Raw genomic sequence first — 21,917 nt, forward strand, 5'->3', positions numbered from 1 at the left:
CCTTTATCTTGGGTGTTATATCATTATTTCATTTATTACCTTTTCATCATTTATTGTAATTCTCACTTCTTTTTTTCCCATGCTTATATCTTTGATTATTTTAATATTATCAATGCTATATTTGTTCTTTAAATATATTATATTACTTTTATTTATCCCAACTAAATTAGATATGGATTTGGGGTTTAATGTAAACTCAACTTTTTCCATTTTTTTCTGATAATATGACATGGCGGTATCAATTGTTTCCTTAAAAATCTCGGCTTCTACTAGCTGTCTAAAGGCTGGATGAAACGGCCCCGCTACGACGTCCTTGCCCTCCATGATATTGTCAGTTGGCTGTAGACCTATACGAATGATAGGTATATCATTGCCATAAAAAAGCTTATATAATTCTTTGCAAATTGATACTGCCTTATCCACACTCAAGGGCTCATACTTGCCCTGTAAAAACAACTTTTGAAGCATTGTTCCCCGTATAACAAGGGTAGGATATATCCTAACAAAATTTGGTTCGTATGAAATGATTTTTTTAGCAGTATCTATATCCCTATGGTAATCATCTCCAGGTAATCCTATCATCATCTGTAATCCTAATTTGAATCCCATTTCCTTAATGAGCCTTGAAGCCCTCACTACATCATGGGCAAGATGACCTCTATTGCTGTTTCTAAGCACGTCATCATCTAATGATTGAACACCCAGCTCTATAATTGTAACATTATTCTGTTTCAAATTTTGTAATATGGATTTATTTATATAATCTGGTCTAGTGGAAAGCCTTATATCGTCAACATATCCACTTTCAAACCATTTACTTGCTATTCTTAAAAATTCCCTTTGTTTTTCAATATCTATCCCAGTAAAACTACCTCCAAAAAAGGCTATCTCAATATGCTTATCTTTCTTTTCCCCAATAGACTGAGAATATTCTATGATTTGTTTTTCAATCTGATCTCCAGTCAAAACTGTATCAATTCCTGTTATTTTCTTTTGATTACAGAACACACAATCAAAGGGACAACCATGATGGGGTACAAAAATAGGGATAATATAATTCTTTTTACCCATTATCAATATCCTCTAGGGCCATTTTTGCGGCATTTTGTTCAGATTCCTTTTTACTCTTCCCTTTACCATGTCCAAGAATAATATTGTTCTTTTTAACTTGAGTATAGAATGTCTTATTATGATCTGGTCCCTTCTCAGATACTATTTCATAGGTTATCTTAACATTTGAATCGTTTTGAATTAATTCCTGTAGCCTTGTTTTATAATCAATAAATATTTTCCCACATAAAGCATCATCTATAACCTTTTTCATTGAGCTAAGTATAAACTTTCTTGCACTTTTTATACCACCATCTAAATATATTGATCCAATAACGGACTCAAAGGCATCGGCTAAAAGAGACTGTCTTTCCCTTCCTCCCGTTGCATCTTCACCTTTACCTAATAGAAGATAGTATCCTAAATTAATGGATTTAGCACAATAGGATAAAGTGGTCTCACAAACAATTTTTGCTCTAGTCTTTGTGAGTTCACCCTCGGGTAAATCTGGATAATTAATAAATAGATAATCACTTATAATAACTCCAAGCACAGAATCTCCAAGAAATTCTAATCTTTCATTATACTTGCATTTTTTATACTTTTTTTCATTGGCATATGAGCTATGGGTTAATGCCTCGTTCATTAAAGCCTTGTTACTAAATTCATAGTTAATTAATTTTTCAAAGGTAACAGTTTCCATAAAAATCCTCCTAAAATATAGAAGAAAATTCGAATGCATTTTATGATTGAGGAAATTGCATAACTCTTACTTGGCTAAACCTAATATGGGAATATCATGTTTAATTTAATTATTTAAGATATAAGCATATTTGATTGTATAGCTTTTAGGATTCTTAAACTATATATAGTAGACAATTTTTGTAGTAAGGTAATTATGCAATTTGCTCAATTAATAAAGCTTAAATAAAAAGCATTCGAAAAACCTTCCTGAATTCCATATAATTATTTTATACTTTTTTAATATAAAATAAAAGTATTATTTAGGGCACACTCAAAAATAAACTAGTTATTCTACTGGTACCTTTAGTTCTTTTTTCTATACTCAATCACTTCTGGTGGAGAGTTTAAAAATGCGAGCCAATCGGCCCGCATTTAATTTTATTCAGTATATTTTTTTAGTACTATTGCCACGTTATGCCCTCCAAAACCCAAGGAATTGGATAATGCATAGTTTACAACTTTATTTTTCCCTACATTAGGCACATAATCTAAATCTAATTCTGGATCAGGATTTATCATGTTAATAGTAGGATGTATAAAATCTTCCTTTAGTGTCAATAAACATGCAATTGCTTCTACGGAACTAGCTGCACCAAGCAAATGACCTGTCATTGATTTAGTAGAATTGACGGATAGCTTATGTGCATGTTCACCAAATACTGTTTTAATGGCCATAGTTTCAAACTTATCATTATATGGAGTTGATGTTCCATGGGCATTGATATAATCTATATCTTCTGGCTTTATACCCGCATCATTTATAGCATTTCTCATGGCTCTTGCAGCACCTTCACCTTCAGGTGCCGGTGCAGTTATATGATATGCATCACATGACATCCCATAGCCTACTATTTCACCATATATTTTAGCTCCACGTTTTTTAGCATGTTCTAATTCCTCTAATACAATTATTCCTGAACCTTCACCCATTACAAATCCATCTCTATCCTTATCAAAGGGACGGCTAGCGGTCTTAGGATCATCATTTCTAGTTGACATAGCCTTCATGGTACAAAAACCAGCCATTGACATAGGAGTTATTGATGCCTCAGCACCACCCGTAAACATTATGTCAGCGTCGCCTCTTTCAATAATTTTAAAAGCATCCCCCATTGCATTATTTGATGAAGCACAGGCCGATACAGTCGTAATACTAGGACCTTTTGCCCCAAGTGCCATGGAAATATGTCCTGCTCCTATATTGGAGATCATCATTGGTATAAAAAACGGGCTAACTCTTCTAGGACCTTTTTCAGTTAACTTGGTATGTTCCCTTTCTAGGGTTTCAATGCCACCTACTCCGGAACCTAATGATACTCCTAATCTTTCTCTATCTATCTCATCCAAATTGATTTGTGAATCTTCTAGAGCCATTTTAGAAGCAGCTACTCCAAATTGAGTAAATCTATCCATTCTTTTCGCTTCTTTTTTTTCTATATAGTTAATTGCATCAAAGTCCTTAACTTCACCTGCAATTTGAGTAGTATACTTTGATACATCAAATTTTGTTATCTTATCTACTCCATTAGCACCATTTTTTAAGGCATTCCAATAATTTTCTTTTCCAATGCCAATTGGAGAAATTACACCAATCCCTGTTACGACTACCCTTCTCTTACTCAAATCAATTCCTCCTATACTTGTATAGAATCTTATTTCTTCTATTTTGTTTTCTCTTCAATGTATTTTGCAATATCCCCTATATTTTTAAAGTTTTCAGCATCTTCATCGGGAATTTCAATATCAAATTCATCCTCAAGAGCCATTATTACTTCAACAGCATCTAAAGAATCAGCTTCTAAATCACCCATTAAAGAAGTCTCTGGAGTTATTTTTATATCCCCCTCTACGTCCAATTGCTCCACTACAATCTTAACAACCTTATCAAATACCATATTTAACACCTAACCTTTCACATTTTTTTATTTTTGTATAACACCTATTACATTACCATGCCACCATCGACATTTATAACTTGGCCAGTAACATAGGCTGCCTGTTCAGAACATAAAAATGCCACAACATTTGCCACGTCTTCTGGTTTACCAAGTTTTCCTAATGGTATATTTTTTTCGTAATTTTCTACTACTTCCTCTGTTAGCTTTTCAGTCATTTCTGTTTGAATAAACCCTGGTGCAACTGCATTTACATTTATTCCTCTAACTGCTAATTCTTTGGCGGTAGATTTAGTAAATCCTATGACTCCAGCCTTTGAAGCTGAATAGTTAGCTTGACCTGCATTTCCAATAATACCAACAACCGATGTTATATTTACTATACTTCCACTTCTCTGCTTCATCATTTTTTTACCAACTAGTTTTGTACATAGGAATGTTCCCTTTAGATTTACATTCATTACTTTATCCCAGTCTTCATCCTTCATTCTTATGAGTAAAGAATCTTTAGTAATTCCTGCATTATTTACTAGTATATCTATACTCTCAAAGCTTTTTCCTACCTCTTTGACTAAATTTTTAACATCATCTGCATTAGAGACATCAGCCTTAATCGCTAGGGCCTTTCTACCCAAATCCCTAATTTCATTTACTGTTTCTTCAGCCATATTAGAATTACTAGTGTAATTAACTACTATATTGGCACCGTATTTAGCGAGCTTTAAAGCTATAGCTTTTCCAATGCCCCTTGATCCACCAGTAACTATTGCCGTTTTACCTGATAAATTCATAGCATTACCTCCATTGTATGTAGCTCATCACCTTAACCTAAAGCTTTCAAAGTTTTCTCAAGGGACTTCATATCTTCAACATTTAGTATTTCTACATCTCGAGAAATTCTTTTTATAAAGCCAGATAGAGCTTTCCCTGGCCCAACCTCAACAAAAGTATTTATTCCATCTGCTATCATTCTTCTTACTGAATCTTCCCAAAGCACTGCATTGCTTACCTGCTTAACCAATAGCTGCTTAACTGTTGAAGAAGCCTCATAATACTGGGAAGTCACATTAGCAACCACTGGATAATCAAAGTCACCTAATTTTATGCTATCCAATTCATTTGCTAGTTTTTCCCCCGCACCGGATAGCATTCTAGAATGGAATGGGGCAGAAACATTTAGTACCATAGCTTTTTTTGCTCCCAATTCCTTTCCAATCTCCACTGCCTTCTCCACAGCCTTTACTTCACCTGAGATAACTATCTGAATAGGGGAATTAAAATTAGCAGGCTCTACTATTCCATACTCAGATGCTCTTTCACATGCCTCTATAACCTTGGTTCTTTCAAGTCCAATAAAAGCAGCCATAGTTCCTACCCCAAAGGGAACCTCCTCTTGCATATACTTACCCCTTGCCTTTACAACCCTAACTGCATCTTCAAAGGACATTACATTTGCTGCTACAAGGGAAGAAAACTCGCCCAAGCTTAAACCTGCTACTATCTCTGGCTTATGTCCATGTTCTTTTAAAACCTCGTAGATCGCTACGCTAGCCGTTAAAATGGCAGGTTGAGTGTTCTCTGTTTTTTTAAGTTCTTCTTCTGGTCCTTCAAAGCAAAGCTTTTTCATGTCATAACCAAGTGAATCAGAGGCTTTCTCAAAAACATCATTTGCTATTTTAAAATTTTCCACAAATTCTTTACCCATTCCAACATATTGCGCTCCTTGTCCTGGAAAAACAAAGGCTATTTTTCTCATTATTCATCCTCCTATAACCATATCACATTTAAACTTATTAATCTTTAAAGTAGCATTACTTTGTCTTACCATTTTATTACACATGAGCCCCAAGTAAGACCTGCTCCGAATCCAACTAGAACAACATTATCACCTTTTTTAATTTTACCATTTCTCACCGCTTCATCTAATGCTACTGGGATAGAAGCCGCTGACATATTTCCATATTTGTCTAGATTGACATATACTTTATCCATTGGCAGCTTTAAACGTTTCGCTGACGCAGAAATAATTCTAGTATTAGCTTGATGGGGCACTAAATAATCTATGTCATCAATATTCAAATCACATAACTCAAGGGCTTTTTTTGCCGCATCTCCCATAGCCCTAACTGCAAACTTAAACACTTCGCTTCCATCCATCTTTATATAGTGTAGATTATCCTCAACTGTCGCTACAGATGCGGGCATCCTCGACCCACCTGCAGGCTTTGTTAAGAATTTCCCACCTTCTCCCTTTGCTCCTAAATGGGTAGAAAGAATGCCGCTATCTTCTTTAATAGAACCTAGAATCGCAGCCCCTGCTCCATCACCAAATAGAACACAAGTATTTCTGTCACTCCAATCGGTGATTTTTGATAGAGTGTCTGCTCCAATAACAAGAATTTTATCATATACTCCTGTAGAAATAAATTGTCTAGCAACAGCTAAACCATACAAGAAACCCGAACAACCTGCACTGAGGTCAAAGGCAGGAACATTTTTTGCTCCAATATTATTTTGGATTATACAAGCTGTTGATGGAAATGCCATATCGGGAGTAACCGTAGCTACAATAATCAAATCGATTTCTTCAGAGGTAACTCCTGCCGCCTCCATTGCCTTCAAAGCCGCTTGAGTAGCAATATCTGAAGTCGCAGTCTCATCATCAACTATTCTTCTATTATGAATTCCTGTACGCGCCACAATCCAATCATGGGAAGTATCAACAATTTTTTCGAGATCATGATTTGTTATAACCTTTTCTGGAAGACAACTTCCTGTCCCCAGTATTCCAACATTCCTTAAACTATTCTTCAATATTATCAGCTCCTTTAATTTCTTCTTCGATCTTTTCTATTACACCCTTCGAACTAAAGATTTCTCCATACTTAATCGCATTCTTTATTGCTTTATCATTTGAGCTTCCATGGGCTTTAATCACTGGTTTTTTCACCCCTAATAATGGGGCTCCACCATATTCTGTATAGTCAAGCTTTGATTTAAATTCCTTTAATCCACCCTTTAGAATCATTGCCCCAATCTTGCTTATAGTATTTTTAGTAAAAGTCTCTTTGAGCATGGAAGTAAGGTTCATGGCTACACCCTCTGTAAGTTTTAGTATCACGTTGCCAACAAATCCATCGCATACTATTACGTCCACTACTCCATCTGGAACCTCACGGGCTTCTAAATTACCATAGAAATTCAAGTTTGAGTTCTTCATTACTTCATAGGCCTCTGAAACTAATTTATTTCCTTTACCCTCTTCTGTACCAATATTAACTATCCCAACCTTTGGAGTTCTAATATTCAATACCTTTTCCAGATAGATTGATCCCATGATACCAAACTCAAGTAAATTTCTTGGCTTGCAATCTGCATTGGCTCCTGCATCTATCAATAAAGAAAAACCCTTTTTAGTTGGATAGATAGGAGCTAAAGCTGGTCTGTCAATCCCCTTTATCCTACCTATTTTCAACAGACTCCCTGCTAATAATGCACCTGTATTCCCTGCCGACACAAATGACTGAGCCTCATTCTTTCTTAATAAATCAAACCCAACCGCCATAGAAGAATTTTTCTTTTTACGAATTGCTTGAACTGGCTTATCTTCATTAATTATTACTTCATTTGCATTAACTATATCAATTCTTTTAAAATCCTTTGTATGTTTTTCTAACTCACTCTTTATTATCTCTTCTTTTCCGACTAATATAATTTCTGATTTAATTTCCCTTAAGGCTTTTAGACTTCCTGAGATTATAGCACTTGGCGCATTGTCTCCTCCCATTGCATCTATGGCAATTTTCATATTCTTACTCCCCCTAAACATGCATCTATATAGCTACTAAAATGAACTTTCCTCTAAAAACTTGTTCATCCTTAACCATTATCTTTACATGAACGAAATAATTATTAGCCCTTATTCTTGTTACTTCAGCCTTAGCTATAAGCTTCTGTCCAGATAATACAGGCACTCTATACTTTATATTAGCAACACCCGTTAAGGCTACATCCGTATCAATTACTGCCATAGCCAAGGATTCAGCCATAGCAAATATGTAGTGTCCTCTAACAATCTTTGTTTTCTTAAATACCATTGTGGCATCGGTCTGTAAAATAGAAATTCCCCTTTTATTCAATTCTAGGTCAATGAGCTCTCCAACTATTTCCGCTTCACCTATAGTTCTGACCTTCTTATAGTTTAATTTAGCAACATTTCTTACCCTTTCCCTAAGCTCAGGTATATTCAGATATAATCTATCAAGTCTAATTGTCTGTATGCTAACATTAAAAAGCTCACACAATTCTTCATCGGTTATAAAGGGATTATCTTCGATTTCTTTCTTTAGCCTTTCCTGTCTTTCATTTTTACTTATTCTCTTTGAAGACATATTTCCCACCCCTTTAATATTTATATATAATTTTTAGAATAGCTATTAGTACCTACTACTAATAATTAGTATAAATGATTATATAGATCATTGCAAGTTTTTTATGCTGGAAATTTGGGATAAAATTTTTCCCGTGAAAATAGTCCATAATAAAAAATAGTAAGGATGGCTCTAACCCATCCTTACTATTTCTTATAAAACAATTAGTATATTACGTTTTAATATTAGTCTACTTTAACAACTTCCTTGTCGCCATAGTAACCACATGAATCACACACTCTATGAGGCATCTTTGGTTCGTGACACTGAGGACAATTTACAAAATTTGGAGCTGTCATCTTTATATTAGAAGCTCTTCTCTTATCTCTTCTTGCCTTAGAAGTTTTACGCTTAGGTACTGCCATAACTACACCTCCTCATTTTTACTAAAAAACTCTTTAAGTTTTTCCAATCTGGGGTCAATATCGTCTACTTCGCAGTTGCATTCTTTTATGTTAAGATTTTGCCCACAACCGGAGCATAAACCTTTACACTCTTCACTACAGAGAGCCTTCATAGGTAAAGAAAAAGCCAAAGCTTCTTCTATGATGATTGATAGATTTAAGCAATCACCCTGGATATAGGAATCTTCCTCATCCTTTTCTACCAAAGGAATTTCAAAATCTATATTCCCTGAAATATTTTTTTTGAATTCTTCCAAGCATCTAGTACATCTAAAAACTGCTTCTCCAGAAAATACAGCATCTATAAATATGTTTTCATCATCCCTATAAACTTTTCCTAAAAACTTTATAGGGCTTGCCTTTAAAATACCTAAATCCTGTAGAAGCTCTGAATTATTCAGTTCATAATCAAAATTGATATCTATAGTTTTAGTCTTATCGCAAATAAGATTTGAAATATTGATATTCATCAGTTCACCCCAAAGCACGGTCAGATTTATTATACAAACCCCGACCATATTTGTCAAGTAAAAGTACTTGATAACATAAATATTTTTAATACTATTTGGTGTTATTATTTAAGAAGTTCTACAGTATCCTTTGCTATCATTAATTCTTCATTAGTTGGAACAACTAGAACCTTAACCTTTGAATCATCAGCACTTACTATAGCATCCTTACCTCTTACATTATTTTTTTCTTCGTCTATATTGATCCCCATAAACTCAAGACCAGAACAAATTTCTAATCTATTTGAAGCTGAATTTTCACCAAGACCAGCAGTAAATACCACTGCATCTACTCCACCCATAACTGCAGCATATCCAGCAATATACTTTTTAACTCTTGAATTAAATTTATCTAATGCAAGCTGTGCCCTTTCATTTCCATCTGCAGCAGCTCCCTCAATATCTCTAAAGTCACTACTAACACCTGATATACCAAGTACCCCTGACTTCTTATTTAAAAGGTTGTTCATTCCATTAATATCTAAACCTTCTTTTTCCATGATAAAAGTCACTATAGCTGGGTCAAGATCACCACATCTAGTACCCATAACTAGACCTTCAAGTGGTGTAAAGCCCATACTTGTATCTACGGATTTTCCATTTTCTACAGCTGCTAAACTCGCACCATTACCTAGGTGACAAGTAACTATCTTTAATTCATTTATATCCTTACCTAATACCTGTGCTGCCCTTGCAGAAACAAATCTATGACTTGTACCGTGGAAACCATATTTTCTAATGCCATATTTCTCATATAACTCATATGGTAATGGATATATGTATGCTGAGCTTGGCATTGTTTGATGGAATGCAGTATCAAAAACTCCTACCATTGGTACTCCAGGCATTAATTCTTCACATGCTCTAATCCCAATTAAGTTTGGTGGATTATGTAATGGTGCTAATTCAATACAATCTTCTAGTGCCTTTATTACTTTGTCATCAATAATTACAGAACCACTGAAATTTTCACCGCCATGAACAACCCTATGACCAACAGCATTAATTTCTTTAAGATCCTTAATAGCACCATGATTTTCGTCAACTAGTGCATCTAAAACGATTTGAAGTGCTGCTCTATGATCTTCCATTGGCTTCTCTATTACTACCTTGTCCATATTTGGAACCTCATGCTTTACCACAGAGCCTTTAATGCCTATTCTTTCAGCTAAACCTATCGCCATTACATTCTCATTGTTCATATCAATTAATTGATATTTTAATGAAGAACTACCACAGTTGATAACTAATACATTCATAATATATCCTCCTCAAAATCAATAAATAGTTTTATAATACTCTACTAAGTAAATATATACTAAATATAGAGAGTTCCAAGTAAATCTTAATTTATACATATACAAATACTCAGTGTTCCTGAGAGTTTTGGACATGTATAAATTAAAGTTTTTACTGAAATCTCTATAAAAAGTATTATTGTAATTAGATTAAGATTTTATAATCCAATCCATAACAAGGGGAATTATAGAAATTCCCCAATCATAATAATTATAAAATATTCAAGAAATTTTTCAAGCTTTAATTGTTTTTTTTTTGATTTTTGTCGTTTTTTTTGATTATACTATATATAATTATAGATTATATATAGTAAATCCTAAATAACTACATATCATATCAACAATGATATACATTATTTTTTATAATAATATTATTCCCAATAACCTTAAAATCTTTTATATTAATTAAATATTTCTATAGGGATTTTAAACTACCCTTAATATACAAGGAGGATATATGAAAGTCATAGGTTTAGTTACTGAATATAATCCATTCCATAATGGACATAAATACCATTTGGAAAAATCCAAGGAATTATCAGGTGCAAGTCATAGCATAGCTGTTATGAGTGGTAATTTTCTTCAACGGGGAGAACCCGCTTTGTTTGATAAATGGGAAAGGGCAAAGATTGCTGTTAATGAAGGTATCGATTTAGTGATTGAGCTTCCCACTATCTTTTCCTGTAATAGTGCAGAATTCTTCGCCCAAGGCAGTATTACTTTACTGGATTCCCTTAATATCGTTAATTTCATTTGTTTCGGAAGCGAGGATGGGAAATTAGAAAATATTGATTTAATATCAGAGTTATTGATTAATGAACCCCTTGAATATAAGGAAATCTTAAAGAAATATCTTGATTTAGGATATACCTTCCCATTAGCTAGGCAAAATGCCCTAGAAGAATATTTAGGTAATAGTTTGGCTCCCACTAATATATTGAATAGCCCTAATAATATCCTAGGTATAGAATACATAAAGGCATTAAAGCTTTTAAATAGTAGTATTGAGCCCTTAACAATAAAAAGAATTAAGGCCGATTATAATTCTAAGAAGATAGAAGATAACATTTGCAGTGCAACGGCAATTAGAAGCCTACTTCAAGAGGATTATAGTGATTTAATGGGTGTTAAGAAAGTAGTTCCCTTTAAAAGCTTTAATATCATAAAGAATATCATAGAGGAAGGTAGAGGCCCTATATTTTCCAAGGATCTAGAACAAATAATACTTTATAAGCTTAGAATGGAATCACCATATGAATTGAGTCATATCCATGATGTGGTTGAAGGTCTTGAGAACAGATTAAAAAATGGATCAATGAGATCTACCTCCTATACCGAGTTGATGGAGTATTTGAAAACAAAAAGATATACAATGACCAGATTGCAAAGGATTTTAATAAAAACTATTCTAGGTATTTCGAAGGATGATGTAGCTGTTTTAGTAAAAGGACTAGGTCCCCAATATATTAGAGTTTTAGGTTTTAATTCAAAGGGTGCTGATTTATTGAGAATGATAAAAAAACAAAGCAAGCTTCCCATAATAACTAATTTGAAAAGATTTAATCCCCCTAACGAAAATGTTAAAAGAATGCTTGACATTGATATAACCGCTTCAGATGTTTATAGTCTTTTATATAAGAATGGGAAATTAGCTATCGGAGGACTAGATTACATCACAAAACCATTCATTGCTAACTAAAAAGTAATAAAATAGGAATCTGAAAATATATATAAATATATATATTTTCAGGGAGGATCCAGAGTTGATCAATTTCTTTATTATTTTATCCATAGCTTTTACCCTTGTTTTTTTGAAGATCAAATATGTAGACCTTTTCAAAAAAATCAAGTCATTCACATTTGTTTTTATTGTTATTATAATGGTTTTTTATATAGTAATATATCCAAGCGAAATAATAGAAGCCACCCGTAACGGTATTCTTTTATGGGCTAATATAGTTTTGCCCTCACTACTGCCCTTTTTTATTGGAGCTGAGCTTCTAGTTGGTCTGGGGGTCGTAAAATTTATCGGGGTTTTAATAGAGCCCTTTATTAGGCCCATATTTAATGTTCCCGGCGAAGCTTCATTTATTTTTGCTATGAGCATCACCTCTGGATATCCTATGGGGATTAAATTAACCTCTAATCTACGAAAAAGTAATGTACTTACTAAACTTGAGGCCCAAAGAATTCTTTCATTTTGCAGCACATCTGGCCCCTTATTTATGATTGGATCGGTGGCTGTAGGAATGTTTCACAACCCAGATGTTGGTCCATATATAGTTTTAGCCCATTATTTGGGAGCATTAACCGTCGGTATCATCTTCAGATTTATTTATTATAATGAAAGCCCTAACTTCAAAAATAATTTTCACAAAAACAACATTTTTAAAAAAGCTTTGGATGAAATGTCAAAAAAAAGGGAAAGTGACGGAAGAAAAATAGGAAAGCTACTTAGTGACTCCGTTAAAGAATCTTTATCTACATTAGTTGTAGTAGGAGGAATGATTGTTACATTTTCGGTTATAACAAAGGAACTATATCTAATTGGTTTTTTTGATTATGTCATATCCACAGTCAACTTCATTTTTCAAAATAATTTTAGTATTCCTAGGGAAATGATAGAAGCTATATTGACTGGAAGTATAGAAATTACAATGGGCTGTAAGATAACCTCAGAGGCTCTATCAATACCTCCCATACTCCAAATCACATTAGCTACAATGATTATTTCCTGGAGTGGATTATCTATTCATGCACAATCAGCTAGTATACTTAATGATACAGATATAAATTTAAATTCTTATATTCTGTCAAAATTCTTCCATTCAATCATTTCCGGAGTTTATGTTTATATTATGCTAACAATAAGTAATTTTAATTTAAAATCAACTCAAAGAGAAGTTTTCTTTGAAGGCATAAGAAATGTCTATAATTTCACATGGATAGATAAATTTATTTTTTCAAGTTATATGTTTTTTATAATCTTTATAACCCTAATAATTATAGGGCTATTTATAGGACTATTCAATCAGAACCGTTCATAAAAACAAAAAAGGCTTGAGTCATTATTCTAGATTATAACTCAAACCATAGTCCTTTAGTCTCTATAGTTTATGTAGCCAATATATAATAAATGCAAATATCTTAAATCTTCATATTTTTCAGTTCTTCTCTATTAATTTTCAATGTATTCAGTATTTCTATTGTGCTTTTTTCTAGTTTTTCTAAAAGATCATCTGTATACTGAATTGATGCCATTTTCATATTTTTCGCATTTTGCTCAGAATCTAAGATAATGTCTTCGGCTTTTTCCTGTGCTATTTTAACTATTTCATCTTTATCAGCCAATTCTTGTATTCGTTCTTTAGCATTATTAACTAATCTATCGGCTTCTTTCTGTGCATCAACCAATATCTTATTCCTCTCCTCTTTTATCCATTGAGCTTGTTTTACTTCATCTGGAAGTTGTATTCTTATTTCTTTAATCAACTCCGTTATTTCATCCTTATCAAGTAAAACCTTTCCAGAAAACGGTATAGAGGAACCACTCTCAATTAAATCCTCAAGCGTATCGATAAGACTTAGTACATTCATGATCTTTCCCCCTTTTTACAGCTTTTTCTTCATTTTTTCAATTACAATATCCGGTACTAGACCCTCAATAGAACCTCCAAATTTAAAAACTTCTTTTACTAGACTTGAACTGAGATATGAAAAATTGCTACTAGTAGTCATAAACAAAGTCTCAACATCTTTGCATAACTTTTTATTCATTAAGGCCATTTGGAACTCATATTCAAAATCTGAAACTGCTCTTAGTCCCTTTATTATAACATCGATATTCTTATCTTCTATATAATCTATTAACAATCCTGAAAAACAATCTATCTCCACATTGTCTAAGTCTGAAGTAGCATGCTTTATAAGCTCTACTCTTTCTTCAAGATTAAACATAGGTTTTTTATTTGGATTATTTAATACACCTACAACCACTTTATCAAATACCTTTGCAGATCTTCTTATAATATCTAAATGACCATTTGTTACGGGATCAAAACTTCCTGGATAAATTGCTTTATTCATTATTAGTCCTCCTTATGGTAAAAAGAAATCATAGTAGCACCATATTTTTTTTCTTTGAATTTTACTAGATATCCTATATTTTCTGGTATTATATCCTTAATATCGTGTTCAATTACTATTAAACCATCTATACTTAATAAATGCAAATTATTTATTTCTTCTAGACAAGGAATAATAAAGCCTTTTAAATATGGTGGGTCCATAAAAATTATATCAAATTTTTCTCCAATTTTGCCAAATATTTTTAAAGCAGAAGATGCATCTTTTATCAAAATCTCTATTTTATCATCAAACTTTGTTTTCATCACATTGTCTTTAATAACATCAAAGCATTTTCTATTTTTTTCAATCAAGTAAGCCTTTGATGCCCCTCTACTAATTGATTCTATCCCTAAATTACCGGTTCCCGAAAATAAATCCAGCACCTTTGAATCTTCTATGTATGGAGCTAGTATATTGAAAACAGACTCCTTTACTTTATCACTAGTTGGTCTAGTGTCCATACCTTTTTGAGCCTTTAGTCTTATGCCCCTTGCTTCTCCACTTATTACCCTCAAATTATACGCTCCTTTCAAGAATATATTTTAGCACAAATGCAAAATATGAACAAATTTTTATTAGTTTTATTACATTCAAAATAAAAAGAAGAGGTAGTAGAAAACTACTACCTCTTCTTTTTATAATTTATTTACCTGACATTTGTCTTTCTGCCATTTCTACTAATCTCTTAGTCATATAACCACCAACATAGCCATTTTGTCTAGCTGTTAAGTTTCCCTTATCAGCTGTTTGGTAGTTTGTAAGTCCAAGCTCACCAGCGATTTCATACTTCATTTGATTAAGCGCTTGTCTTGCTTCAGGAACTACTTTTTTGTTAGCCATCATATTCACCTCCTGTACTATTAATTTCTCCACTTAGGTGAAAGTATATGCTAGTAATTTTTACTAACACTGTAAAGATACACTAACGTACAAAGGAAGCAAATTCAAATGGTAATAATAATACACCTATATTGAAAACTCCTTAAAGAAGTCCCCAAATAATTCACTCAACTTATATTTAAAATTTTCTTTTTCTACATCAGTTAATTCATCAAAATTTTTCAAAGTTTCATATGCTTCTTTTTGAGCTTTTTTAAGTATATCCCTATGCTTAAATAAATCTGCAATTTTAAACTGGGGAAGACCATGCTGTTTGGTACCAAAAAAATCTCCCGGTCCCCTTAATTCTAAATCCTTTTCAGCAATAACAAACCCATCATTTGTACTTTCCATGGTTTTTAATCTTTCTAAAGTCACTTCACTTTTACCTTCGCTAACAAGGAAGCAATAGGATTGAAATTCTCCTCTACCTACCCTGCCCCTAAGCTGATGGAGCTGAGCTAAACCAAATCTCTCCGCATTTACGATTACCATGATTGTTGAGTTTGGTACATTAATTCCAACCTCAATAACTGAAGTTGAAATTAATAGATCAATTTCTCCTCCTTGAAATTTTTTCATTATACTATCCTTTTCATCGGGTTTCATCTTTCCATGAATCAATGCCAGCTTCCAAGCTTTAAAAACAGAATCCTTCAAGTCATTATATAGCTCCACCGCCGACTTTGCATCTACTTTTTCAGACTCTTCCACCAAGGGACAGACTATATATCCCTGTCTACCCTTTTTAAGCTCCCCTTGGATAAATTCATAAAGCCCTGTAGTTTTATTATTTGTTATATGATGAGTTTTTATATATTTTCTTCCCGGTGGCAGTTCATCAATAATTGATATGTCAAGATCACCATATAATATCAATGAAAGGGTCCTTGGAATAGGTGTAGCTGACATAACTAGCACATCTGGATTTAATCCTTTTTTCTTTAGAAAGCTTCTTTGTCTTACCCCAAATCTATGCTGCTCATCGGTCACAACTAAACCTAAATTATTAAATTCAACCTTATCCTGTATAATTGCATGGGTTCCTATAACTATATCTATCTTACCCTCTTTTATTTCTTGTATTACAATTTTTTTATTTTTTACACTTCTAGATAGCATTCCAATATTAACACCTAGGGGCTGTAACATATCTTTAAAGCTTTCAAAATGTTGTTCAGCCAAAATCTCAGTTGGTGCCATCAATGTGCTTTGACACCCATTTAAATATGCCAAATACATTGCTAAAAGTGCTATAATAGTCTTTCCTGATCCAACATCCCCTTGAACAAGTCTATTCATTTCCTTTGTCTCAGTCATATCACCAACAATATCATCAAATGTTTTTTGCTGGGCTGCTGTAAGTTTAAAAGGTAAAGAATCCAATAAACCTTTGAGTTTTGGATGATTTTTGAACCTTATCCCTTTACTACTATGGAAATACTTCTTCTTTAATAGCATTAATCCAAGCTGTACAAAGTAAAGTTCTTCAAAGATCAATCTATATTTTGCAACCTTAAGTGCCCGAGGTGAAGATGGAAAATGAATATTCTTCAAAGCATATTCAATATCACAAAGCTTGTTTCTTTCTATCACTCTGGATGGTAAATATTCACATACATCTAGAGACTCTTTAAATAGAATCTTACTAATATAATTAGTTATTTCCTTCTGTGTCAAACCCTTTGTCAACCCATATATTGGCTTAATACTACAAAAGCTCTCTATACTATCTTTTTTGACACTAGAAAATTCTGGGTGGCTCATTTGTATTACTCCACCAATATTATTTGCAGTTCCATAAAAGTAATAAGTCTCATTTTTTTTAAAAACATTCTTTAGAAACATGGAGTTAAAGAAAGTAACATACCCTCTCCCTGTACTATCCTTAATAGGCACCTTTAAAATTCTCATTTTTTTTCTGGTTCTCATTTCCTTTACTTCATCATAAACTGTGCCTATGATAGTTGCCTTTTCCATATGCTTAACTGTATTAAGTTTTTTTATATTTCTCCTATTTTGATAGGATGATGGATAATGATTCAATAAATCCTTAAGGGAAAATATATTTAGTTTTGCATATAAAGCAAGCTTCTTAGGTCCTATACCCTTAATCTGGGATATAGAATCATTTAGTAATGACATATTAACACCCCGTAAAAAAAGCGACAAAAGTCGCTTCAGATTGTTGACAAAGTCAACAAGATGTCAGGCTGTTGAGAAATCTGGAGTTCAAGGCGTGCTGAAACCGAGAGGCCGCAGCGTATACAGACATACGTAAGGGTTCTTGGTTGAAGCAACAACGAAGAAATTCGGGTTTGTCAATAGCCTGAAGCGACAAAAGTCGCTTTTAAAATTATATTCAGGTCATTCCTATAGATATTTAAAATAATTAATATTTAAATTTAGAATTAAACTCGTCACACAAACTAAAATCTAACTTTGTTCATTCATTATTCAATAGAAAAAATATAATAATATAATGGCTGCCCACCGTAGTATACTTCTACATCTAATTCTTCATATTTTTCTTCAATTAATGAAGCAAGTTCATCGGCTTGTTCTTCACTTATATCTTCTCCATAGTAGATAGTAAGTATTTCATGATCATCATTAACAGCTTTATCCAAAACTTCTATGGCAACCTCTGAAACATCATTTCCTACTTTATCTATATCACCATTAAGTATTCCCAGAATATCATCCTTCTTAATTTCCAGATCATTAAACTTAGAATCCCTTACAGAATAAGTAATCTGTACTGTATTTACCTTAGTTAATGACTTTGTCATATTTTCCTCATTTTCCTCTGGGGAAGAGGTGGGATCGAATTCCAGCATTGCTGTTATTCCTTGGGGAACTGTTTTAGCTGGGACAACTATCACATTTTTATCGCTTAATTCCTTTGCTTGATTAGCAGCCAATATTATATTGCTATTGTTAGGAAGTACAAAAATATTATCTGCATGTATCTCATTAACCGCCTTTAGAATATCTTCTGTACTAGGATTCATGGTTTGTCCACCCTCAATAACCCTGTCAATATTTAAGTCTTTAAAAATACTACTTATTCCTTCTCCCATGGCTACGGTAATGAATCCATATTTCTGAATGTCTTTTTTACTATCCTCTTCTGCAATATGTCTGTTATTATGTTGATATCTCATATTATCAATCTTTATATCAATTAGTTCTCCAATATTTAATCCAAATTCTATTACTTTCCCTGGATTATTTGTATGTATATGAACTTTAATTAAGTCCTCATCTCCAACAACTATTAAACTATCACCTAAACCCTTAATCTTATCCTTAAAGCCGTCGGACTTTGATCCATCGCCTTGGATTATAAATTCAGTACAATAACCAAATTCTATATTGGTTTCAACAACCTCTTTTTTATGACTTGGTTCTACTCCTCTACTCTCAGGCTGGGAAACCTCTTTTCCAGAAATGGCCTCCAAAAAGCCATTTAATATAAAAATCAGACCTTTTCCACCTGCATCAACCACATTTGCTTGTTTTAAAACATCAAGCATGTCTGGGGTTTTATCAAGAACAGAGTCTCCATATGAAATTATCGCAGATAAAAAATCATTAAAGTCCATGGCATCATTTGATAACTGCAAGGCTCTTTCACTGGTTTCCCTTATTATTGTTAGTATAGTACCCTCAATTGGTTTCATAACAGCCTTATAGGCAGTATTTGATGCTTGCTTTAATGCATTAGCAAAATCCACTACATTAAGTATTTCTTTGCCTTTACAACCCTTTTCAAAGCCTCTAAGTATCTGAGATAATATAACTCCTGAATTACCCCTCGCACCCATAAGAGAACCCTTGGCAGCTGATTTTGCGACATTTTCAATAGAAGGATCCTTTACCCTTAATATTTCATTTAATGCTGAATCAAGGGTCAACGACATATTTGTGCCTGTATCCCCATCGGGAACGGGAAATACATTAAGTGCATCCACTACATCACGATTTTTATATAACGAATTATTACCTAGTATAAACATTTTCTTGAGCATTTCACCATTTATATGTTTTATTTTCAAGATGAACCCTCCTCTAAACTCCTTGAACTCTTACTCCTTCAATATTAATGTTTACTTTTTTCACATTCATGCCAGTTTGATTCTCAACGTTATATTTGACTTTATTTATTATATTATCAGCAACTGTAGAAATCCTTGTTCCAAACTGAATAATAACGTACAAATCGATAACTATTGAGTTCTCATCTAAATATACCTTAACGCCTTTATGCATATTATCCCTTTTTAATAATCTAACAAATCCATCGGCTGCCGATTTCGATGCCATCCCAACAAGGCCATAGCATTCCATTGCAGATGCTCCTGCAATTGTAGAAATCACTTCGGTATTTATATGAATAGTTCCTATTTCATTTTCAAATTTTGCTGACATATAGATGACCTCCTTATTTTTTTGAGGATATATATATATATATTCTATAGTAATATCGATTTATATTCAATTATTACTTAAAATTTTTCTTTTTATTATAAATAGAAATCTATATCTAAGATAAAAATAATCAAAAGGAAAAATAATATGACTAGTTTATTTTGTGAACCTGCCTTGATTAAAGGTTCTGTTACATTCTTAGATATATCTATTATTATTCCCTTCACTAAAAGGTATTGACCTATAAGAATATTTTGTGATAAAATAAATATTGTTTTATTAGGAAAATTAACCACTCGAGGAGGTGTTATATATGGCAAAGCATTGTGTAGTTTGTGGTAAGGGTAAGATATCTGGAAACAGGGTTAGTCACTCAGTACGTCGTACAAGAAGAACTTGGTCACCTAACATAAAAAAAGTTAAAGCTTTAGTTGACGGTACACCAAAAAGAATAACTGTATGTACTAGATGTTTACGTTCTGGCAAAGTTGAAAGAGCTATCTAGTGTTCCATATGAAAGGCCTACTTGCTATGTAGGCTTTTTTTAGCACATAGGAAATCATGTTTTGAGTTATAGGGATTTTAGTATAGACTTTAACTTATACAAGTCCAAAATGCCCAGAACCATAGCATATTTGTCCATGCATAAGTTAAGTTATACTATGAAAACCCTATATAGATATTCCAATTAAAAAGTTAATTTATACACATCAAAATTCCCTAAAAACATCGGATATTTTGAGATGTATAAATTAATTTTAACTTTAGGAAATCTCTCTATAGATATTCCAGTTAAACAGTTAATTTATACACATCAAAAATCCCTAGAAACATTGGATATTTTGAGATGTATAAATTAAGTTTAGCTTTAGGAAATCTATATATATAGTATAAACTCAAAACATCATTTTCTGTTATCAATAATCTATATATAATACTTAGTATAGATGGTCTTAGGCCTTTATTTACATAGAAACAGCTTGTAGCCAGCTATAATAAGGGCAACTCCAAAAAATACTATCCATACACTATAGGGCAATACCATTACAGCTATAATAGTTATTCCAATAGCTACTAATATAATCCCTAATATCTTATCATTTTTTATCTTGATTCTGTAAATCTTCTTTTTGCACTTACCCATCAAAACACCTCTTATTCCTTATAAATATAAGAAAAGAACAATAAAAAAAGATATTACTAATCCAAATAATAATATGTACCATATTTTAATAGGAACAAATTCAATTACAATTATTGCACCAATTAATCCTAGAATTACGCCAAGAATTTTTCTCATCACTACCTTTCTTCGCAGCATAAAAATCACTCCCTAGGCTTATTACTAATATATTATTCATTTTTACAGCTTTATGACACAAAAAAACACCTGCATGTTTGCAAGTGTATTTTTTAAAATGATTTTTCACTTTAAAGAATGCTCCAAATCTTAGAACTTACCACTTTGAACTTGCAATGTGTCACTAGCCACTTTGCAACCTAGTCTCTCGCTTTAATAACAAGAAGAAAGCCCTCTTTAATCACTATTTTTACCACATCCCTAGCAAATTCATTGCTGATACCTAAAGAAGACCCCAGAGGGATTTCTGCGTCCTTTAGTGGAAACTTAAATCCACTTAGGGTAATACCCTTTACACTATTTGATAGAGGAATTATAGAGAGATAGTCCCCTTCCTTGCCTTGTAAAGTAAGTTCATTTATTTTATTATTTAAAAGATATATTTCATTGTTTTCATTTATTACTTTTCCTTTTATATCATTATCTAAAAGTTTTTTTAATAATGTGATATTTCCAATAGAATGATCCATCCTACTACCTATGGCACCTATAAAAACCACTTCAGATGCACCATGGGATAATGCAAAATCAAGAGCCAACTCTGTATCACTAGCATCCTTATCACAGGGGAATTCATAAAACTCAACTTTTTTTTCTTTAAATATTTTTTTATCTTCTTCTCTAATTGAGTCTAAATCCCCAAGGATTACATTAGGCATAATATCCATTTCTATTAAGTGCCTTGCTCCACCATCTGCACAAATTATATAATCTGAATCTTTAAATAGTCCCTTATAAAAGCTATAGTCAAAAATACCACCATTAGAAACTATAATATGTCTCATA

25 protein-coding genes are annotated in these 21,917 nt (G+C 32.7%); 3 read left to right on the top strand and 22 right to left on the bottom strand.

Annotated elements, in window-relative coordinates; all coding sequences use genetic code 11:
• Positions 1-15: 15 nt before the first annotated feature.
• The 12 genes from N4A68_12075 to N4A68_12130 form a co-directional block, all read right to left on the bottom strand.
• Positions 16-1,071 carry a radical SAM protein gene (locus N4A68_12075; GenBank protein ID MCT4565033.1) on the bottom strand — a complete coding sequence of 352 codons (1,056 nt, stop codon included), beginning with the start codon at positions 1,069-1,071 and terminating at the stop codon, positions 16-18.
• Entirely contained in the window at positions 1,064-1,753 is a 690-nt protein-coding gene (gene rnc, locus N4A68_12080) for a ribonuclease III (GenBank protein ID MCT4565034.1), read from the bottom strand. Before rnc ends, N4A68_12075 begins: the two co-directional genes overlap by 8 nt.
• A gap of 419 nt (positions 1,754-2,172) precedes the next feature.
• On the bottom strand, positions 2,173-3,417 hold the full coding sequence (gene fabF / locus N4A68_12085; GenBank protein MCT4565035.1) for a beta-ketoacyl-ACP synthase II: 1,245 nt from the start codon (positions 3,415-3,417) through the stop codon (positions 2,173-2,175).
• Positions 3,418-3,455: 38 nt separating this feature from the next.
• On the bottom strand, positions 3,456-3,689 hold the full coding sequence (gene acpP / locus N4A68_12090; protein ID MCT4565036.1) for an acyl carrier protein: 234 nt from the start codon (positions 3,687-3,689) through the stop codon (positions 3,456-3,458).
• A gap of 47 nt (positions 3,690-3,736) precedes the next feature.
• Entirely contained in the window at positions 3,737-4,480 is a 744-nt protein-coding gene (gene fabG / locus N4A68_12095) for a 3-oxoacyl-[acyl-carrier-protein] reductase (protein MCT4565037.1), read from the bottom strand.
• Positions 4,481-4,512: 32 nt separating this feature from the next.
• Positions 4,513-5,445, bottom strand: coding sequence for an ACP S-malonyltransferase (gene fabD / locus N4A68_12100; protein ID MCT4565038.1), 933 nt, complete (start codon positions 5,443-5,445; stop codon positions 4,513-4,515).
• 65 nt (positions 5,446-5,510) lie between these two features.
• Positions 5,511-6,503, bottom strand: coding sequence for a ketoacyl-ACP synthase III (locus N4A68_12105; protein MCT4565039.1), 993 nt, complete (start codon positions 6,501-6,503; stop codon positions 5,511-5,513).
• Positions 6,493-7,497 carry a phosphate acyltransferase PlsX gene (gene plsX / locus N4A68_12110; protein ID MCT4565040.1) on the bottom strand — a complete coding sequence of 335 codons (1,005 nt, stop codon included), beginning with the start codon at positions 7,495-7,497 and terminating at the stop codon, positions 6,493-6,495. Before plsX ends, N4A68_12105 begins: the two co-directional genes overlap by 11 nt.
• Positions 7,498-7,522: 25 nt before the next feature.
• Positions 7,523-8,080: a transcription factor FapR gene (gene fapR / locus N4A68_12115; protein ID MCT4565041.1), complete on the bottom strand. Its 558-nt coding sequence runs from the start codon at positions 8,078-8,080 to the stop codon at positions 7,523-7,525.
• Between the two features lie 224 nt (positions 8,081-8,304).
• Positions 8,305-8,484 carry a 50S ribosomal protein L32 gene (gene rpmF, locus N4A68_12120; protein ID MCT4565042.1) on the bottom strand — a complete coding sequence of 60 codons (180 nt, stop codon included), beginning with the start codon at positions 8,482-8,484 and terminating at the stop codon, positions 8,305-8,307.
• Positions 8,485-8,486: 2 nt separating this feature from the next.
• Positions 8,487-8,993, bottom strand: a complete 507-nt coding sequence (locus N4A68_12125) for a DUF177 domain-containing protein (GenBank protein MCT4565043.1) — start codon at positions 8,991-8,993, stop codon at positions 8,487-8,489.
• 104 nt (positions 8,994-9,097) lie between these two features.
• Positions 9,098-10,291, bottom strand: a complete 1,194-nt coding sequence (locus N4A68_12130; GenBank protein ID MCT4565044.1) for an acetate kinase — start codon at positions 10,289-10,291, stop codon at positions 9,098-9,100.
• Positions 10,292-10,787: 496 nt separating this feature from the next.
• On the opposite strand from N4A68_12130, the gene N4A68_12135 reads away from it, so the two are divergent.
• Both N4A68_12135 and N4A68_12140 read left to right on the top strand, forming a co-directional pair.
• Positions 10,788-12,029 (top strand): nucleotidyltransferase, encoded by a 1,242-nt coding sequence (locus N4A68_12135; GenBank protein MCT4565045.1) that lies wholly within the window; start codon positions 10,788-10,790, stop codon positions 12,027-12,029.
• A 64-nt stretch (positions 12,030-12,093) separates the two neighbouring features.
• Positions 12,094-13,377, top strand: a complete 1,284-nt coding sequence (locus N4A68_12140) for a sporulation integral membrane protein YlbJ (GenBank protein ID MCT4565046.1) — start codon at positions 12,094-12,096, stop codon at positions 13,375-13,377.
• A gap of 100 nt (positions 13,378-13,477) precedes the next feature.
• Here N4A68_12140 and N4A68_12145 read toward each other — a convergent pair whose 3' ends face one another.
• The 7 genes from N4A68_12145 to N4A68_12175 form a co-directional block, all read right to left on the bottom strand.
• Positions 13,478-13,927: an ATPase gene (locus N4A68_12145; protein MCT4565047.1), complete on the bottom strand. Its 450-nt coding sequence runs from the start codon at positions 13,925-13,927 to the stop codon at positions 13,478-13,480.
• Positions 13,928-13,942: 15 nt separating this feature from the next.
• The gene (gene coaD, locus N4A68_12150) at positions 13,943-14,416 is read right to left on the bottom strand and encodes a pantetheine-phosphate adenylyltransferase (GenBank protein MCT4565048.1); all 474 of its coding nucleotides are present in this window, start codon (positions 14,414-14,416) and stop codon (positions 13,943-13,945) included.
• Between the two features lie 2 nt (positions 14,417-14,418).
• On the bottom strand, positions 14,419-14,991 hold the full coding sequence (gene rsmD / locus N4A68_12155; protein MCT4565049.1) for a 16S rRNA (guanine(966)-N(2))-methyltransferase RsmD: 573 nt from the start codon (positions 14,989-14,991) through the stop codon (positions 14,419-14,421).
• A 109-nt stretch (positions 14,992-15,100) separates the two neighbouring features.
• A complete protein-coding gene (locus N4A68_12160) occupies positions 15,101-15,298 on the bottom strand; it encodes an alpha/beta-type small acid-soluble spore protein (GenBank protein ID MCT4565050.1) in 198 nt (65 codons plus the stop codon).
• A 126-nt stretch (positions 15,299-15,424) separates the two neighbouring features.
• A complete protein-coding gene (recG, locus tag N4A68_12165; protein ID MCT4565051.1) occupies positions 15,425-17,482 on the bottom strand; it encodes an ATP-dependent DNA helicase RecG in 2,058 nt (685 codons plus the stop codon).
• Between the two features lie 308 nt (positions 17,483-17,790).
• Positions 17,791-19,371 (bottom strand): DAK2 domain-containing protein, encoded by a 1,581-nt coding sequence (locus N4A68_12170; GenBank protein MCT4565052.1) that lies wholly within the window; start codon positions 19,369-19,371, stop codon positions 17,791-17,793.
• Between the two features lie 40 nt (positions 19,372-19,411).
• The gene (locus tag N4A68_12175; GenBank protein MCT4565053.1) at positions 19,412-19,771 is read right to left on the bottom strand and encodes an Asp23/Gls24 family envelope stress response protein; all 360 of its coding nucleotides are present in this window, start codon (positions 19,769-19,771) and stop codon (positions 19,412-19,414) included.
• A 313-nt stretch (positions 19,772-20,084) separates the two neighbouring features.
• On the opposite strand from N4A68_12175, the gene rpmB reads away from it, so the two are divergent.
• Positions 20,085-20,276 (top strand): 50S ribosomal protein L28, encoded by a 192-nt coding sequence (gene rpmB / locus N4A68_12180; protein ID MCT4565054.1) that lies wholly within the window; start codon positions 20,085-20,087, stop codon positions 20,274-20,276.
• A gap of 456 nt (positions 20,277-20,732) precedes the next feature.
• Here the strand turns inward: rpmB and N4A68_12185 are convergent, their stop codons facing one another.
• The 3 genes from N4A68_12185 to N4A68_12195 form a co-directional block, all read right to left on the bottom strand.
• Complete coding sequence (locus N4A68_12185; GenBank protein ID MCT4565055.1) at positions 20,733-20,915, bottom strand: hypothetical protein; 183 nt, start codon at positions 20,913-20,915, stop codon at positions 20,733-20,735.
• 18 nt (positions 20,916-20,933) lie between these two features.
• Positions 20,934-21,092, bottom strand: coding sequence for a hypothetical protein (locus N4A68_12190; GenBank protein MCT4565056.1), 159 nt, complete (start codon positions 21,090-21,092; stop codon positions 20,934-20,936).
• A gap of 179 nt (positions 21,093-21,271) precedes the next feature.
• The gene (locus tag N4A68_12195; GenBank protein MCT4565057.1) at positions 21,272-21,916 is read right to left on the bottom strand and encodes a thiamine diphosphokinase; all 645 of its coding nucleotides are present in this window, start codon (positions 21,914-21,916) and stop codon (positions 21,272-21,274) included.
• Position 21,917 lies beyond the last annotated feature (1 nt).

It is taken from the genome of Maledivibacter sp., assembly GCA_025210375.1.
Taxonomy (GTDB): domain Bacteria; phylum Bacillota; class Clostridia; order Peptostreptococcales; family Caminicellaceae; genus JAOASB01.

Excerpts from the sequence above, each read along its gene's own strand:
- rpmF (MCT4565042.1), bottom strand. The coding sequence starts at position 8,484 with ATGGCAGTACCTAAGCGTAAAACTTCTAAGGCAAGAAGAGATAAGAGA.
- acpP (MCT4565036.1), bottom strand. The coding sequence starts at position 3,689 with ATGGTATTTGATAAGGTTGTTAAGATTGTAGTGGAGCAATTGGACGTA.
- N4A68_12160 (MCT4565050.1), bottom strand. The coding sequence starts at position 15,298 with ATGGCTAACAAAAAAGTAGTTCCTGAAGCAAGACAAGCGCTTAATCAA.
- recG (MCT4565051.1), bottom strand. The coding sequence starts at position 17,482 with ATGTCATTACTAAATGATTCTATATCCCAGATTAAGGGTATAGGACCT.
- N4A68_12130 (MCT4565044.1), bottom strand. The coding sequence starts at position 10,291 with ATGAATGTATTAGTTATCAACTGTGGTAGTTCTTCATTAAAATATCAA.
- fabD (MCT4565038.1), bottom strand. The coding sequence starts at position 5,445 with ATGAGAAAAATAGCCTTTGTTTTTCCAGGACAAGGAGCGCAATATGTT.
- fabG (MCT4565037.1), bottom strand. The coding sequence starts at position 4,480 with ATGAATTTATCAGGTAAAACGGCAATAGTTACTGGTGGATCAAGGGGC.
- N4A68_12175 (MCT4565053.1), bottom strand. The coding sequence starts at position 19,771 with ATGTCAGCAAAATTTGAAAATGAAATAGGAACTATTCATATAAATACC.
- plsX (MCT4565040.1), bottom strand. The coding sequence starts at position 7,497 with ATGAAAATTGCCATAGATGCAATGGGAGGAGACAATGCGCCAAGTGCT.
- N4A68_12135 (MCT4565045.1), top strand. The coding sequence starts at position 10,788 with ATGAAAGTCATAGGTTTAGTTACTGAATATAATCCATTCCATAATGGA.
- N4A68_12190 (MCT4565056.1), bottom strand. The coding sequence starts at position 21,092 with ATGCTGCGAAGAAAGGTAGTGATGAGAAAAATTCTTGGCGTAATTCTA.
- rpmB (MCT4565054.1), top strand. The coding sequence starts at position 20,085 with ATGGCAAAGCATTGTGTAGTTTGTGGTAAGGGTAAGATATCTGGAAAC.
- N4A68_12170 (MCT4565052.1), bottom strand. The coding sequence starts at position 19,371 with ATGCTCAAGAAAATGTTTATACTAGGTAATAATTCGTTATATAAAAAT.
- N4A68_12195 (MCT4565057.1), bottom strand. The coding sequence starts at position 21,916 with ATGAGACATATTATAGTTTCTAATGGTGGTATTTTTGACTATAGCTTT.
- N4A68_12145 (MCT4565047.1), bottom strand. The coding sequence starts at position 13,927 with ATGAATGTACTAAGTCTTATCGATACGCTTGAGGATTTAATTGAGAGT.
- rnc (MCT4565034.1), bottom strand. The coding sequence starts at position 1,753 with ATGGAAACTGTTACCTTTGAAAAATTAATTAACTATGAATTTAGTAAC.
- coaD (MCT4565048.1), bottom strand. The coding sequence starts at position 14,416 with ATGAATAAAGCAATTTATCCAGGAAGTTTTGATCCCGTAACAAATGGT.
- N4A68_12185 (MCT4565055.1), bottom strand. The coding sequence starts at position 20,915 with ATGGGTAAGTGCAAAAAGAAGATTTACAGAATCAAGATAAAAAATGAT.
- fapR (MCT4565041.1), bottom strand. The coding sequence starts at position 8,080 with ATGTCTTCAAAGAGAATAAGTAAAAATGAAAGACAGGAAAGGCTAAAG.
- N4A68_12075 (MCT4565033.1), bottom strand. The coding sequence starts at position 1,071 with ATGGGTAAAAAGAATTATATTATCCCTATTTTTGTACCCCATCATGGT.
- N4A68_12125 (MCT4565043.1), bottom strand. The coding sequence starts at position 8,993 with ATGAATATCAATATTTCAAATCTTATTTGCGATAAGACTAAAACTATA.